At 64.3% G+C, this 14,631-nt stretch carries 12 protein-coding genes; 6 read left to right on the top strand and 6 right to left on the bottom strand.

Annotated elements, in window-relative coordinates:
* The coding region (locus tag ACIQ09_RS19065; RefSeq protein ID WP_398313486.1) for a hypothetical protein at positions 1–664 on the top strand (664 nt) is incomplete at its 5' end.
* A gap of 78 nt (positions 665–742) precedes the next feature.
* Here the strand turns inward: ACIQ09_RS19065 and ACIQ09_RS19060 are convergent.
* From ACIQ09_RS19060 to ada, 3 genes are all read right to left on the bottom strand, one after another.
* Positions 743–3,625 (bottom strand): adenosylcobalamin-dependent ribonucleoside-diphosphate reductase, encoded by a 2,883-nt coding sequence (locus ACIQ09_RS19060; protein WP_398313483.1) that lies wholly within the window; start codon positions 3,623–3,625, stop codon positions 743–745.
* A 360-nt stretch (positions 3,626–3,985) separates the two neighbouring features.
* On the bottom strand, positions 3,986–4,876 hold the full coding sequence (locus ACIQ09_RS19055; protein ID WP_398313481.1) for a DNA-3-methyladenine glycosylase family protein: 891 nt from the start codon (positions 4,874–4,876) through the stop codon (positions 3,986–3,988).
* On the bottom strand, positions 4,873–5,955 hold the full coding sequence (ada, locus tag ACIQ09_RS19050; protein WP_398313479.1) for a bifunctional DNA-binding transcriptional regulator/O6-methylguanine-DNA methyltransferase Ada: 1,083 nt from the start codon (positions 5,953–5,955) through the stop codon (positions 4,873–4,875). The genes ACIQ09_RS19055 and ada overlap by 4 nt, the downstream gene beginning before the upstream one ends.
* Positions 5,956–6,272: 317 nt before the next feature.
* Here ada and ACIQ09_RS19045 point away from each other — a divergent pair, with 317 nt between their 5' ends.
* Positions 6,273–8,207 (top strand): alginate lyase family protein, encoded by a 1,935-nt coding sequence (locus tag ACIQ09_RS19045; RefSeq protein ID WP_398313477.1) that lies wholly within the window; start codon positions 6,273–6,275, stop codon positions 8,205–8,207.
* Positions 8,208–8,270: 63 nt separating this feature from the next.
* On the opposite strand, the gene ACIQ09_RS19040 is transcribed toward ACIQ09_RS19045, so the two are convergent.
* Positions 8,271–9,131 (bottom strand): HDOD domain-containing protein, encoded by an 861-nt coding sequence (locus ACIQ09_RS19040; protein ID WP_398313475.1) that lies wholly within the window; start codon positions 9,129–9,131, stop codon positions 8,271–8,273.
* A gap of 260 nt (positions 9,132–9,391) precedes the next feature.
* On the opposite strand from ACIQ09_RS19040, the gene ACIQ09_RS19035 reads away from it, so the two are divergent.
* Positions 9,392–10,249, top strand: coding sequence for an endonuclease/exonuclease/phosphatase family protein (locus tag ACIQ09_RS19035; protein ID WP_398313473.1), 858 nt, complete (start codon positions 9,392–9,394; stop codon positions 10,247–10,249).
* A gap of 61 nt (positions 10,250–10,310) precedes the next feature.
* Here ACIQ09_RS19035 and ACIQ09_RS19030 read toward each other — a convergent pair whose 3' ends face one another.
* Complete coding sequence (locus ACIQ09_RS19030; RefSeq protein ID WP_398313471.1) at positions 10,311–10,832, bottom strand: gamma carbonic anhydrase family protein; 522 nt, start codon at positions 10,830–10,832, stop codon at positions 10,311–10,313.
* 204 nt (positions 10,833–11,036) lie between these two features.
* Here ACIQ09_RS19030 and ACIQ09_RS19025 point away from each other — a divergent pair, with 204 nt between their 5' ends.
* The 3 genes from ACIQ09_RS19025 (at position 11,037) to ACIQ09_RS19015 (ending at position 13,121) form a co-directional block, all read left to right on the top strand.
* A complete protein-coding gene (locus ACIQ09_RS19025) occupies positions 11,037–11,828 on the top strand; it encodes a crotonase/enoyl-CoA hydratase family protein (protein WP_398313469.1) in 792 nt (263 codons plus the stop codon).
* A gap of 3 nt (positions 11,829–11,831) precedes the next feature.
* Complete coding sequence (locus ACIQ09_RS19020; RefSeq protein ID WP_398313467.1) at positions 11,832–12,191, top strand: nucleotide pyrophosphohydrolase; 360 nt, start codon at positions 11,832–11,834, stop codon at positions 12,189–12,191.
* Positions 12,192–12,272: 81 nt separating this feature from the next.
* Complete coding sequence (locus ACIQ09_RS19015; RefSeq protein ID WP_398313465.1) at positions 12,273–13,121, top strand: 23S rRNA (adenine(2030)-N(6))-methyltransferase RlmJ; 849 nt, start codon at positions 12,273–12,275, stop codon at positions 13,119–13,121.
* A 71-nt stretch (positions 13,122–13,192) separates the two neighbouring features.
* On the opposite strand, the gene ACIQ09_RS19010 is transcribed toward ACIQ09_RS19015, so the two are convergent.
* The gene (locus tag ACIQ09_RS19010; protein WP_398313463.1) at positions 13,193–14,488 is read right to left on the bottom strand and encodes an acetyl-CoA hydrolase/transferase family protein; all 1,296 of its coding nucleotides are present in this window, start codon (positions 14,486–14,488) and stop codon (positions 13,193–13,195) included.
* Between the last annotated feature and the right edge of the window lie 143 nt (positions 14,489–14,631).

Here is a 14,631-nt window from a genome sequence, read left to right as displayed (position 1 = left end):
CTCGACGGGCTCCGCCCTGGGCAGCGTTCTCGCCGCCAACGTGAACCTTGCCGCTGCGGCATCGAATGTCAGCAGCCTGTCACTGGCCAACCTCGATACCAGTACCTCCTCGGCGGTGAAAGACAACATCCTCCGTTCGAGCCTGAACCTGTCCGGGGAGTCCGGCGGTCTCCTGGCGGGGGGCAACCTGCTCGACGCCGGCGCTAACGTGACAATGCCAACGCGCTTTACTCCCGAGGCCGTGAACCGGGTCTTGACCGCGCTGCTGCTGGAAGGTCTTGCCGACGAACAGACGCCCGTAACTGATCCTGGCGCAGCGGCAGTTGTCGTCCCGGCGGGTGCTGCCGATGACACGCAGCCGGCAACCGGCGTTGTTGCGACGCCGACCGCCTTGACCCAGGCCGCGCCGACGGACTCGATCCTGACCACAGGTGCCGATTCCGCCGGGACCGGGTTGCCGGGCACGATAAATGACCCGGCAGCGACAGCCGTCACTACGACAACGCGAAATCCGGCCTACGCCGAGGCGGCAGCGGCGCTCTACCTGAGCGCCACCATTTATCGTTTGCAACCGCTACCCGGCGATGTCAACCCTCCTGACGAGTTTGCGAATACCCCGGCGGTTTCCGCAATCCAGCAGGTTCCGCCGCTGAAGGCCCGGTAATCACACCCAAAAAACAGCCCCGGTAACCTTGCGGTCCCGGGGCTGAGTTACTGCTGCTTGTTGCTTGCCGGGTCGTGCTTAGCCGCAGCTCCCCACCGCACCGCAGGCGCTGCAGAAGTCGCAGCCGTCCTTGCGGATCACCGTGTAGTTGCCGCACTCGGTGCACAGCGAGCCCTGCATCACCTTGACGCCGCCGCTCTTCTGCTCGGGGACTTCGAGGATGCCCATTTCGCGGGTCGGGTAGCCGTTCTCGTCCAGTATCCCGAGCATGGCGTAGCGGTGCATGATCAGGCGCGCGATGTAGGCCACGGTCGAGGGCCAGTTCTGCTGCTTGCTGGAACCGGGCACGCGGGCCATGAAGTCGCCCAGCGGCTCGGCGTAGTTGAGGAGCTTCCGGAGCTTCATGCCGATCCAGGCCGGGTCGAGCACGCGCATGTCGAGCGAGAGCAAACGCGTCAGGCCGTCCAGGGCGCGCGGGTAGTGGCCGGAGAGCCACACCGAGTAGGGCCGCGTGACGCCGTCGGGCAGGGTGATTTCCTTGAGGCCCAGCACGAACTCTTCGCCGGCGGCCGGATTCACCACATCGACGGTCCAGGACAGCGTGCCGTCGGTGCCGGTCTTGGGTTCGTCGCGGCTGAACATGCAGTCGATGACGGGCGTGGCTTCGGTGCCTTCCAGCGCGCCGAGCTTTTCGCAGCGGTAGCGCACCACCTGGGCCAGGGCCGAGACCACGCCCGGGACGAGCTTCCTCTCGCCGTTGGGCGGCAGCGGCAGTTCGAAGGAGTCGTCGTCCGGCGTTCGCGCCAGGGCGTCGAGCTTGAGCTTGAGCCAGGCCTTGTCGTTGGCGCGCATGTCCATCGACAGGGTCTTGGCCACGGCGCCGATGCCGCGCGGCTGTTCGGCGCCATTGACCCAGACTTCGAAGGGCACGTTGCGCCCCTGTTCGTTACCGATTTCGCCGACGAAGAGGGCGAACTCGCCGTGCGGCGCTTCGATCATGTAGGTCCAGGCGGCATTGCCGTCGGTCATGCGCGGCCGGCCGGGCCAGCGCAGGCTTGCCAGCACCGGGGCGGGCAGGGCGCCGATCGAGAGGCGGCGGTTGGCGTGGTCGATGGTGACGTCCTGCGGCTGCTTCTGGGCGTTTTCCGCCGGGGTGCTGCTGCCGACCGAGAGCACGCTGCCCAGCACCGAGTTGGGCCGGTAGGTGGCGAGTCCCTTGAGGCCGGATTTCCAGGCCACCATGTAGAGGTCTTCGAACTCGGAATAGGGGTAGTCGGCGGGGACATTCACCGTCTTCGAGATCGAGGTGTCGACGTAGGGCGCAACCGCGGCAACCATCTGCTCGTGGGCCTGGGCGGAGATTTCGAGCGCCGTGACGAAGTACTCGGGCAGCTTGGAAACATCGCCGCCCTGATGCTTGTAGAGGCGCCAGGCGTAATCCTCGACCGCGTATTCCTTGAAGGTTCCGTCGGCCATGCGCTTTTTGCGCGTGTAGGTCCAGGAGAAGGGCGGCTCGATGCCGTTGCTGGCATTGTCGGCGAAGGCCAGGCTGATGGTGCCGGTGGGCGCGATCGACAAGAGGTGCGAATTGCGCAGGCCGTGCTTGCGGATGGCGTCCTTGATCTCCTGCGGCAGGCGCGAGGCGAAGTTGCCGCCGGAGAGGTACATGTCGGCGTTGAACAGCGGGAAGGCGCCGCGCTCTTTCGCCAGTTCGACCGAGTAGAGATAGGAACGGTCGCGCATGAACTCGGAGATCTTGGTCGCCATGGCGCGCGCGGCATTGGTGTCGTAGCGCAGCTTGAGCATGATGAGCGCATCGCCTAGGCCGGTGAAGCCCAAGCCGACGCGGCGCTTGTTCTGGGCTTCCTTCAACTGCTGTTCGAGCGGCCAGTGGGTGGCGTCGAGTACGTTGTCGAGCATGCGCACCGAGCTGTCGATGACGCGGCCGAAGGCGGCGAAATCGAAGCTGGGGCTCTTGCCGAAGGCGTCCGCGACGAACAGCGTCAGGTTGATCGAGCCCAGGCAGCAGCAACCGTAGGGCGGCAGCGGCTGTTCGGCGCAGGGGTTGGTGGCCTCGATGGTTTCGCAGTAGTAAAGGTTGTTGTCCTTGTTCATGCGGTCGAGGAACAGGATGCCCGGCTCGGCGTGGTCGTAGGTGGAGCGCATGACCTGCTCCCACAACTCGCGGGCCGGCACCTTGCGGTACACCCATTGGCCGTCTTCACGCTGGTAGCCACCGGCCGCCCTGATCTCGCTGGAGGGCTCGGCCTTGTGGGCCAGTTCCACTTCGCCATCGGCTTCAACGGCCTGCATGAACTGGTCAGTCACGGCGATGGACACGTTGAAGTTGGTCAGGTCGCCGTGATCCTTGGCGTGGATGAATTCCTCGATGTCCGGATGGTCGCAGCGCAGCACGCCCATCTGGGCGCCACGGCGGGAGCCGGCGGACTCGACGGTTTCGCAGGAACGGTCGAAGACGCGCATGTAGGACACCGGGCCAGAGGCATTGGACTGGGTGCCACGCACCATCGCGCCCTTGGGGCGGATGGAGGAGAAGTCGTAGCCGACGCCGCCGCCACGACGCATGGTCTCGGCGGACTGGGCGAGGGCGGTGTAGATGCCGCAGCGGCCGTCCACGGACTCGGTGATGGAGTCGCCCACCGGCTGCACGAAGCAGTTGATCAGGGTGGCGGCCAGATTGGTGCCCGCGGCAGAGTTGATCCGGCCGGCAGGGACGAAACCGCGCTCCTGCGCTTCGAGGAACTTGGTCTCCCAGAACAGGCGCTTTTCTTCGGATTCCATGGCCGCCAGTGCACGGGCGACACGCAGACGAACATCGGCAACGTTCTGCTCATTGCCCTTGGCGTATTTCTCGAGCAGGACTTCGCCGGAGATATCCTGAGGCTCAAGGTTGGCGGCAGAGGCGGGCTGGACTTTGGCGGGTTTCGTCGTGGCGGTCATGGCTTTTTTCTGGCTGATCGGGAGGTGTGTTAAGCGGCGCATAGCTTACCTCGAAGCTCGAAATTTAGACAAATTTTTTAGTTGTTTAAAATCAATACTTTAAAAAAATCAATAGTGTCCTTAAAAGTTTTTTTCTACTACATTTAGTAGGTAATTTAGCATCGAAAATCAAGAAAAAGTTCCATCCGAGCGCGCCAGAGCCTTGATTTTTCGAGGGAAATTGTGGGGTTCGCAGCCCGCTGTGAACGCCCCGGATTTATTCGGGGCCATCCCGAAGTGCAGGCTGACAGGGGGCGCTGACGGGGCGCTCATGCGGCGTGCAGGGAATGACGATAGGGTGACGCCCCCGTCACTCCTGCATCACAGACGCCATAGATGGGCGGCCACGAACGCGCGCCAGGGCGCAAACGCTCGCAGCCAGTCTTCCGTTTGGGCAGGGGCCGGTTTTTCAATGAGCCCGAGGCTTGTCTGCAGTCCGCGGCGTACCGCAACGTCCCCGTGGAGGGAGGCGTCCGCATGGCCGAAGCCGCGCAGCAGGGTGTAGTCGGCGGTCCACGGCCCGATGCCCGGGATGGTCAGCAGCCGCTCCCGGATCATGTCCGGCTGAGCGCCAGTGGCCCACCAGTCGTCCAGGGGCAGATCACCGTCGAGGACGCGGGCGGCGACCTCCCGCAGGGTTTCGGCCTTGCGGCGGGAGAAGCCGGCGTCGGTCAGCCGCGTGGCGGACAGGCCGATCAGGGACGTAGCGTCAGGAAAGCAGGCCAGATTGCCGCTGCTGCGGCCGCAGGCTTGAATCAGGCGACTACGCAGCGTGATGGCTGCGGCAAGGCTGATCTGCTGCCCGGTGATGGCCCAGCTCAGGGCTTCGAAGGGTGTTGCCGCCTGGGGAATGCGCAGGCCGGGGCAGGCCGCGATCAGCGGGCCGAGCACCGGGTGACCGTCCCAGGCCGCCTCAAATTGCTTCACCGGCTGATCCAGGCCCAGAAAGCGCTTTACCCAGCCGGGAAACTCCGGAGCGTTCCATGGCGGGGCGTCCATGTGCAACTGCAGCCGGGCGCTTCCTTCGGCAAAGCGCAGGGCAAGGCGAGCGGGCTGGCCCTGCCACATCATCCCCTTGTCGAGGCTGTCGAGGCCGACCTGCTCGGACAGACTGCGTGGGTCGCGGGCGTGGAAGGCGAGGAAGTCGGCCTGGCGAAAGCCCCGCGGCAGAGGCACGGTGCAGGCCAGGCAAGGCCCCGTGGGAGGCGTCATTCTTCCGACTCCCGGTCCAGCAGGGTGCGCTTGCGGGCGATGCCCCAGCGGTAGCCTGCCAGACCACCGTCGTTGCGCACCGCCCTGTGGCAGGGGATGGCGACGGCGAGGACATTGGCCGCACAGGCGCTGGCCACGGCACGGACGGCGGCAGGTGCACCCACGCGCTGGGCAAGCTCGGTGTAGCTCAGCGTGCTGCCGGGCGGGATGGCCTGAAGGGCTTGCCAGACCCGCTGCTGGAAGGCTGTGCCGCGGATGTCGAGGGGCAGGGTGGGGGCACTGCCCGGATCCTCGACCAGGGCGATCACCTGGGCGAGTTGCGCTGCGAAGGCCGCATCATCCTGGCTCAGGCGCGCCCTGGGGAAGCGGCTACGCAGCTCCCTCGCCAGCGTGTCGGGATCGTCGCCCAGGCTGATGGCGCAGATGCCCGCTGCGCTGGCAGCGACGAGGACGCCTCCCAGGCTGCTGTGTCCGATGGCGTAATGGATGTCAGCATCTGCACCACCGGCCCGGTAGCGACGGGGCGGCATGCCGAGCGCGGCGGTTGATGCCGCATAGAAGCCGGCGGCGGAACCGAAGCCGGCAGCGTGGAGGGCGTCGGTCACGCTCTTGCCGCCGGTCAGCTGGGCCTGCAGCCGGGTGGTACGCAATGCAAGGGCGTACTGCCGGGGTGTCAGGCCGGTGACGGACTTGAAGATGCGGTGCACATGCCATGGGCTGAGGCCCGCCTGCTCGGCCAGCGACTCAAGCGATGGCGGCGATTCGGCCTGTTCCATATGCCGGCACAGGGCGGCGACCAGGGCGGCATGGCGTTCAGCCAACGGTGGCTGATCGGGCTGGCAGCGCCGGCAAGGACGAAAGCCCGCCGCTTCCGCCTCGACCGTAGTGGCGAAGAAGCTTACGTTCTCGGGGCGCGGGCGGCGGGCCCCACAGGAAGGGCGGCAATACACGCCCGTGGTGCTGACGCCGAAAAGAAACTGGCCGTCGGCGGCCGGGTCCTTGTTGATGACGGCGTTCCAGCGCGGGTCATTGCAGATGTGTGCCGCGCGTGCGGCGCTTGGAGTTGTGTCGCCCTGCATGGGGCCCTGCCTTTCCTGGCGCGTGTCCGAAGGCCCCAATCTAGCCGGCCTGCGCCAGGCGTGCATCCGCTTCCTTGCGATTGAATTCGCCCTCGACCAATTCTCCGTTAAGAAAGAATCTGAAAATCAACACAAACTACAAAAACAAAGTATTTGACCTATTTTTCAGTGATGGTAGCTTTGTTGTCGATTTGTGACGATTTTTTACCCGTACTTTCAGCGATTTGGTGTTTTACGTAGGGCCGACTGAGCATGGAGCGATCAAGGTTATGTCTAGCTTGACCCAGGTTGGGTGGTATTGGAACCGGCTGCGTTGCATGTCCGTATCGGAGATCGTTGAGCGGGCTGGTTCCACCGCCAGCAGGGCGATGGCACGTCGCCGTCTGCCCGAGCCGGTGGCGGTGCCTCCACCCCAGCTGGACAGGGCCGGTGTGGCCTGGTTGCCGGCAACGGCTCCGGCCCAGCGCGGTGTGGCCCTGCAGCGGGCCGACGAGGTGCTCTCCGGCCAGTGGCGCATCTATTCGCGGCTGCTCGGCTTGGGCTTTCCGCCGGAGTGGAACCGCAATCCGGACAAGGCCGCACTGCTTCCCCTTACCGATGGAAAGGTGATGTCCTTCCGGGCGACGGCTGTCGTCGGCGACATTAAGTATCTGCGCGAGCTCAATCGTCACCGGGAGCTCGTGGTGCTGGCTCAGGCCTGGCGGCTCACGGGGCGGGAGCGCTACCTGGACGGTATCGCGACCTTGCTGGAGAGCTGGTTTGCCCAGTGTCCGCATCCACGCGGTCCCAACTGGTCGAGTGCCCTTGAGGCGGGAATCCGCCTGATTAACTGGGCCATCGTGTGGCAGCTGATCGGGGGTATGCAGTCGCCCCTCTTCGAGCGCCCGGTGGGCAAGGTGCTGCGAACCGACTGGCTTGGCAGTATCTGGCAGCACGCTGAGTTCATCCGGGGGTTCCGTTCGCGTGATTCGGCGACAAGTCACCCCCTGATTGGCGAGCTGGCCGGCTTGTTCGTGGCGGGAACAACCTGGCCCCATTGGGCCGAAGCCCAGACTTGGCGTCGGGCAGGGCGGGAAGGCCTTGAGCGTGAGGTACTGCGCCAGACGGCCGGGGACGGTGTGCACAAGGAGCAGGCCACGGGCTACCACCAGTTCGTCTGGGATTTTCTGCTCTTTGCCGGGCTGGCCGCCCGAGGAACCGGCAAGCCCTTCTCCGAGGGCTACTGGCGACGCATGGAGGCCATGCTCGAGTACGTGGCCGGCATCATGGATGCCGGCGGAAATGTGCCCTTGTTCGGCGATTCGGATGACAGCCTGGTGTCGGGCTTGTCCATCGGTGCGGGAGGCTGCCCCTTCCACTCCCAGCTTGCCACCGGCGCGCTGCTATTCGGCAACCCGTCCCTGGCGCGCAAAGCCGGAGTGCTGGACCCACGTACGATATGGTTGCTGGGAGCCGATGCAGGCAACAGCTTTGACCGGCTGTTGCTGCAGCGGGCACCCGCCACCCGCCGCACGGATTTTCACGAAGGCGGCGTGTTTGTGCTTGGTAGCAACCTCGATTCGCCGGACGAGTTTCGGGTTGTGGCCGATGCTGGCCCGCTGGGCCTGAGCGGCGTTGCGGCCCATGGCCATGCGGATGCGCTGTCGTTCACTTTGTCTGTGGCGGGGCGGCAGTTCCTGATCGATCCCGGTACCGGCACGTATCACGGCCCCGGAAGATGGCGGCATGGCTTTCGAGGTAGCGCCATGCACAACACGCTGGTGCTTGGCGGTGAGGACCAGGCGGTTTCCGGGGGGCGCTTCATGTGGCTGAGGCGTTTCCGCACGAGCGTCATCGAACGGGACAGCAGCCCCGCATCGGACCGGTTGGTCGCCGAACACGACGGCTATCGGCGTCTGCCGGGCAAGCCGGTGCATCGCCGCAGCTGGCACCTGGACCGGCGGGCGGCCTGCCTGACCGTACAAGACCAGGTTTTCGCCAGCACCGCGCAGAATGTCACCCTTTACTGGCACTTCAGTGAGGATTGCAACGTGACCTGCACGCCGGAAGGCCTGAGCGTGTCGAGCGGCCCGATCTGCGTCGATATGGTATTGCCGCAGGGCGGCGACGTGAGTGTGTTGCACGGCTCCGAAGAGCCGATGGCCGGCTGGGTGTCGCGGGGCTACGACGTGCTGGAGCCCAGCACGACGGTGGTGTGGCGGGGCAGTGTGATGGCCGGGGAGGCCCTGGAAACGGTGTTTAGCCGCGTCTGAGCGCGCCCGGGGTCGATCGATGTCCTCTGCCTACCGGGTGCTTTCCCGGGCGAGGCGATCCGCTCAGCCCTGATTGGGGAAGAACAGGGCAATTACGGCCGCGCTTTCCTCCCGCGCCGCGCTGCGGATGGCCGCAAGCTTGGCTACATCGATATCGAGTCGGGCGAGGGTCATGGGATCGATCCGCGCGAAGGCGGCTTCATCCGGATCTTCGGGATCCGACTCTTCTTCGGTGGCCAGAACATGGTTGGCCACATTCAGAAGCGCGGCTTCGGTGGCGTGGGGCCCCCCCATCGCAGGGTTGAGCTGCGCGCCGATGGCGGTGGCGAAACCGGTTGGCAGGTGCCAGGCCGTGGCCAGCGCGGCACCGACTTCCGCATAGTTGCAGCCGACGATGTCGTCCTCCACCTGATGAATGGGGGCATGACTGCGGCGTGACTCGGCCAGGGCTGCGTCGGCGGCCTCGGGAGTGGCCTGGAACATCACCAGGTGGCCGATGTCGGCCAGCAGACCTTCCACGAACATGCGTTCCGGATCCCCGGTGCCAAGTTGCCGGGCGGCAGCCCGCGCGGCCAGCCCCCGAAAAACACAGTTCTTCCAGAAGCGGATCATGTGCATGCGTGCCGGACGGATGCCCGAGAAGGCGCCGATCACAGAGGTGCTGAGGACAAGATCATGCACCTGCTGCATGCCCATCAGGTTGACCGCCCGCCCGACGGTCTCGATCTTGCCGGGAAAGCCGTACAGCACACTATTGACCGCCCGCAGCACCCGCGCGGTAATGCCAGCATCGCTGGAGACCGCTTCGGCGAGCTCATGTACGGAGCTGTCCGGGTCATCGATCAGGGCCCGGATACGGTGATAGACGGCGGGAAGGCTGGCAAGCCTCTCAACGCAGGCGACGAGTTCCTGGGGTGTGCTCATGGGCTTGATCGTTGGCGGGTCACAAGGTGGTTTACGGCAGTCGGGTGATCCTCTTGAGGATGTGGGCCGTGCTCCGATGGTTTTTGTTGGTGTGATAAAAATCCTGTTTTTATCAAAGACCTGTGGGTCTTTCGGCAATTGAGCACGGCAGCGGGTGGATTGGGGAGGAGCGGGTCCGTCGGCCTTGCTATGCTCGCCCCCAATGATCCCGGCACGGTCTGGCCGGAATGGGATCGGTGATCATGGAGAACAGGTTTTCAATGAAGCTTCTGAGCTGGAACATTCAGTGGGGCCGTGGCGCTGACGGTGTTGTCGACTTGCAGCGTACGATCGCTGCCATCCATACCCTGGGGGATTTCGATGTCCTGTGCCTCCAGGAGGTATCCATCGGCTTTGCCGGCCTGCATGATGGCCGGCCCGTCGATGAAGTCGCGGTGCTGGCTGCGGCCTTTCCGGGCTATAGCGCACACTTTGCCGCCGGGGTGGATGTGCCCGATGGGGCGGGTGGGCGGAGCTGCTTCGGCAACCTGACCCTGTCTCGCCTGCCGGTCGGGCAGGTCTTCCGCCATAGCCTGCCCCGTCCGCCGGAAGAGGGCGTGCCGAGCATGCCCCGGGTGTGCCTGGAAGTGGTGGTGGACAGCCCATCGGGTGCGCTGCGGGTACTCAACACACACCTGGAGTATTACTCCCGGATTCAGCGCATGACCCAGATTGCGGCCTTGCACACCCTGCAATGCGACGCGGTGCGCCTCGCCAATATGGGCGGTCAGACGGGCAGGGAATGTGCTCCCGATTCGCCGTTTGCGGTGTGGCCTCGTCCGGCCTCAGCATTGGTCTGCGGAGACTTCAACTGCGAGCCTGGCAGCCCCGAGTTCTACCGTATGACGGCACCGATCAGTGCTGACGTTTCGGGCTGGGAGGATGCTTGGCGGGCGTGTTACGGTGATATTCCGCACCTGAGCACGGTGGGGCTGAGCGGTGCCGAATGGCCGGATCGGGCCTACTGCTGCGATTTCTTCTTCGTCAGCGCCGACCTTGTGGATCGGGTGGACTCGGTCGCTGTGGATCAAGCGACCGCCGCGTCGGATCATCAGCCGGTGGTCCTGACGCTGCAATGAATGCAACGGGGCCGGTCGTCCGCAGACGCCGGCCCCGTATTTTCATTCCGGGAAGATTGGCCTAAAGCTTGACCAGTTCCTCCTGGTAGCGCAGGGCATTCTCCACGTAGCCGTCGGCGCTGGCCTTGAGACGGCTGATCTCGTGGTCGGTCAGTTCGCGGATGATGCGGCCCGGCGAGCCGCACACCAGCGAGCGCTCGGGGATCACCTTGCCTTCGGGAATCAGGGAATTGGCACCAATCAGGCAGTTCTTGCCGATCACGGCCCGGTTGAGGACCACAGCGTTGATGCCGATCAGGGAGCCTTCACCCACCGTACAGCCATGCAGCATGACCTTGTGGCCGATGGTGACGTTGGCACCGATGTCGAGGGGAACGCCATCATCCGTGTGCAGCACGGAACCGTCCTGCACATTGGTGTTGTCGCCGATGGTGATCGGGTCATTGTCTCCGCGGAGAATCGCACCAAACCACACGTTTACATTCTTGCCGAGACGAACGTCACCAATGACGGTCGCGGTGTCGGCAATCCATACACCCTCCTTCAACTGCGGAGCGCGTTCTCCGAGGCGGTAAATCGGCATGTTATTTTTCCTGTTATGGTGGTTTCAGCCGTGCCGCCGAATGGCCGGTTGAAGAGCGCGCCATAATAACAGGGTAACGTTCGAGTGCAAGGGGAACTGGACTCATTGTGGGTCAGTTTAAGCAAGGGAAATAAGGGCTTAGCCTTATGCCGCGGGCCTGTCAGGGCGATTGCGCAAGGCATGCTGAGCGATGAGGAGATTGGTGTGGAGACAAGGAATTTTGTAGTTTTTGAACAACAGGGTGGCATCGTCACCCTGACCCTGAATGCCCCTGACGAGCGCAACGCCCTGTCGAGCCAGGCTCAGTGGGATGCCGTGGTGGAGGCCTGCGAGCGGGTGCAGCGGGATGCCTCGGTGAAGGTGGTCATCCTGACCGGCGCCGGCAGCGCCTTCTGTGCCGGCGGCAACGTCAAGGATTTCCGCGACAAGCGTGGCCTGGCGGCGGGTGACGGCATGACGGTGCGGGAGAACTACCGCAATGGTATCCAGCGCATTCCGCTGGCTTTCTATCGCCTCGATGTACCGACGATTGCCGCCGTGAACGGGCCGGCCATCGGTGCCGGCTGCGATCTGGCCTGCATGGCTGACATCCGCATCGCCTCCGAGAAGGCCAGCTTTGCCGAGAGCTTCGTCAAGCTGGGGCTGATTCCGGGCGACGGTGGTGCCTGGTTGCTGCAACGGGTGGTGGGTTATGCGCGGGCGGCGGAGATGAGCTTTACCGGTGACCTGCTCGACGCCAGGCAGGCGCTGGAGGTGGGGCTGGTGTCCCGGGTCGTGCCGGCGGAGCAGCTTCTCGACGAAGCCCGCGCTTTGGCCACCCGCATTGCCGCCAATCCGGGCCAGGCTCTGCGCATGACCAAGCGCCTGATGCGCGAGGCCCAGACCACGCGTCTCGATTCGATTCTGGAGCTGTCAGCGGCCTACCAGGCGCTGACTCACACCTCCGATGAGCACGATCTCGCCGTGGCGGCCTTTCTTGACCGCAAGAAGGCCTGAACCATGGGGGCTGATCTGGACGCGCTGACCGCGAAAGTGGCGGCCTTCCGTGATGCGCGGGACTGGGCCCAGTTTCACTCCCTGCGCAACCTCATCGTTTCCCTCAACCTCGAGGCCGGAGAACTGCTGGAGCTGACCCAGTGGAAGAGCGACGCCGAGGTGGCGGAGCTGCCGAACGAACTCCATGCCCGGGAGGCCCTGGAGGACGAGTGCGCCGACGTGCTGCTCTACCTGCTCCTGATCGCCGATCGGGCCGGCATCGACCTGGAGGCGGCCACCTTGGCCAAGCTTGCCAAGAACGAGGCCAAGTACCCCGTGGATCGATTCCGGGGTTCCCGGCGCAAGTACAACGCCACTGAGTGAGCGGCAGGGAGGCAGTGGGGCAGGGGAGGTGATAGCATCGCGCCCCTGATCCCTTCGTTCCCGTATCCGGGTGCATCCGCCATGCTGAGTTATCGCCACGCCTTTCACGCCGGCAACCACGCCGACGTGCTCAAGCACTTCGTCCTCGTCCAGTTGCTCGAGTATTTCAACCAGAAGGACAAGCCCTATTGGTACATTGATACCCATGCGGGCGCTGGCTGCTATTCCCTCGATGAAGGCTTTGCGCGCAAGAACGCCGAGTTTGAAGAGGGCGTCGGCCGCCTGCTTGGACGCAAGGATGTGCCGAAGGAGCTGAGAAGCTACCTGAAGCTGGTGCGCGACCTCAACGACAGCGGCAAGCTGCGCCTCTACCCGGGCTCGCCGTGCTGTGCCGCCCCCCTGCTGCGGGACGATGACCGGATGCGTCTGTTCGAACTGCATCCGTCAGACCGGCGCCTGCTGCAGAAGACCTTCGACGATGCGGGCAGCAAGGCCATTGTGCTGGAGCAGGACGGCTTCACCGGGATCAATGCCTTTCTGCCCCCGCCAACCCGCCGGGCCCTGGTGCTGATCGACCCACCCTACGAGATCAAGACCGACTACCGCACGGTGCTCACGGCACTCAAGGAGTGTCTGCGCCGCTTCGCGACCGGAACCTATGTGGTGTGGTACCCCAAACTGCACTCCATGCAGTCCCGTGAGCTGCCGGACAAGCTCAAGCGCCTGCCGATGATCACCAGTTGGCTGCATGTCAGCCTGGATGTGAGCAAACCGGCGGATGACGGTTTCGGCATGCATGGCAGTGGCCTGTTTGTGATCAATCCGCCCTGGACCCTGCCGGCCACCCTGAAGAAGGTGATGCCCTACCTGGTGACCGTGCTCGGTCAGGACGACGGGGCCACCTTCACCCTCGAAGCCCAAATGCCCTGAGGGCGCTCAATTGAGTAAACGACAACGCCCCGGCAAAACCGGGGCGTTGTTCTTGGTGCGATGTGCCTGGATTACAGCAGGTGCATCTTCTTCGCGGACTCCGTCAGTTCGGCACGGAAATCCGGGTGGGCGATGGCGATCAGGGCCTGACAACGCTGCTTGGCCGTCTTGCCGCGCAGCTGTGCCACACCGTACTCGGTGACCACATAGTTGATGTCGTTCTTGCTGGTGGACACGTGGGTGCCCGGCGTCAGCGTCGGCACGATGCGCGAAATGGCACCATCCTTGGCGGTGGAAGGCAGCACGATGAAGGCCTTGCCGCCCTTGGAGCGATTGGCTGCGCGTACGAAGTCGGACTGGCCGCCTGTGCCGGAGTAGGGGATGGGGCCCAGGCTCTCGGAACCACACTGACCGAGGAAGTCGATCTCCAGGGTGGCATTGATGGCGATGAGATTGTCGTTCTGACCGGCCAGATAGGGATCGTTGGTGAAGTCCACCGGATGCATCTCGAACATCGGGTTACGATCGATCCAGTCGTAGAGCTTCTTGGAGCCCAGGGCGAAGGTGGCCACCATCTTGCCCGGCAGGTAGTTCTTGCGCCGGTTGGTCACTGCGCCGGCCTCCACCAGGGTCAGGATGCCGTCGCCGATCATTTCGGTGTGGATGCCCAGATCCTTCTTGTGGGTCAGCTGCATCACCACGGCATCAGGAATGCCGCCGTAGCCGATCTGCAGGGTGGAGCCGTCCTCGATCATGTCGGCCACATACTTGCCGATGGCCTCCTGGACGGGCCCGATGGTGGGCAGGCCAACCTCGAGAACCGGCTCGTTGTTCTCGACCAGGGCGGTGACCTGGGAGATATGGAGGTGGCAGTTGCCGAAGGCAAAGGGCACGTTCTCGTTGACTTCGACGATCACGGCGCGGGCCTTGCGGATGGCGGCCATGGTGTAGTCGGCTGCGATGCCCAGGGAGAAGTAGCCGTGCTGGTCCATCGGCGACACCTGGGTGAACACCACCTCGGCAGGCATCAGGTTCCGGTCGATCAGCTGGGGCATCTCCGAGAAGTAGCTGGGCGTGAAGTCCACCACTCCTTCGCGGAAACCCGGGCGGGTTGCGCCGCTGAAGAAGTAGGCCGTGTGACGGACGTGCTCGGCGGTGGCTGGGTCCAGGTAGCCGAACTTGCGGACGGCCAGGATCTGGGACACCTTCACATCGCGGAAATCACGGCGATGCTCGGACAGGGCGGTGAGGAGGGCAGGCGGTTCAGCAACGGCGGTGGGCACCACGATGGTGTCACCGTTATGCACGTTGCGGACGGCCTCGGCCGGCGTGACGCGTTTTGCTGCGTACTGCTCCTGGTAATTCATATGCTTTTCTCCCACGGTCGTTGTTTTGGCGCAAATTAAACCACGCCTGCGAGGCGTGGTCTGTACTCGATTGTAAAGCCCGACCCTACCTGTGCCTCTGGTCTGGATCAAGGATGGCTAAGGCGATCAGGGGCTCGCTGAAC

Origin of the sequence: Zoogloea sp. (assembly GCF_044344315.1) — a bacterium.
Lineage (GTDB): Bacteria > Pseudomonadota > Gammaproteobacteria > Burkholderiales > Rhodocyclaceae > Zoogloea.
The sequence above is the reverse complement of the archived record's forward strand: the minus strand, read 5'-3'. Positions and strand labels throughout refer to the sequence as shown.

Bases quoted from the DNA above. Each gene is read 5' to 3' on its own strand.
- ACIQ09_RS19030 (WP_398313471.1), bottom strand. From the start codon at position 10,832: ATGCCGATTTACCGCCTCGGAGAACGCGCTCCGCAGTTGAAGGAGGGT.
- ACIQ09_RS19045 (WP_398313477.1), top strand. From the start codon at position 6,273: ATGTCCGTATCGGAGATCGTTGAGCGGGCTGGTTCCACCGCCAGCAGG.
- ada (WP_398313479.1), bottom strand. From the start codon at position 5,955: ATGCAGGGCGACACAACTCCAAGCGCCGCACGCGCGGCACACATCTGC.
- ACIQ09_RS19010 (WP_398313463.1), bottom strand. From the start codon at position 14,488: ATGAATTACCAGGAGCAGTACGCAGCAAAACGCGTCACGCCGGCCGAG.
- ACIQ09_RS19060 (WP_398313483.1), bottom strand. From the start codon at position 3,625: ATGACCGCCACGACGAAACCCGCCAAAGTCCAGCCCGCCTCTGCCGCC.
- ACIQ09_RS19015 (WP_398313465.1), top strand. From the start codon at position 12,273: ATGCTGAGTTATCGCCACGCCTTTCACGCCGGCAACCACGCCGACGTG.
- ACIQ09_RS19020 (WP_398313467.1), top strand. From the start codon at position 11,832: ATGGGGGCTGATCTGGACGCGCTGACCGCGAAAGTGGCGGCCTTCCGT.
- ACIQ09_RS19040 (WP_398313475.1), bottom strand. From the start codon at position 9,131: ATGAGCACACCCCAGGAACTCGTCGCCTGCGTTGAGAGGCTTGCCAGC.
- ACIQ09_RS19055 (WP_398313481.1), bottom strand. From the start codon at position 4,876: ATGACGCCTCCCACGGGGCCTTGCCTGGCCTGCACCGTGCCTCTGCCG.
- ACIQ09_RS19035 (WP_398313473.1), top strand. From the start codon at position 9,392: ATGAAGCTTCTGAGCTGGAACATTCAGTGGGGCCGTGGCGCTGACGGT.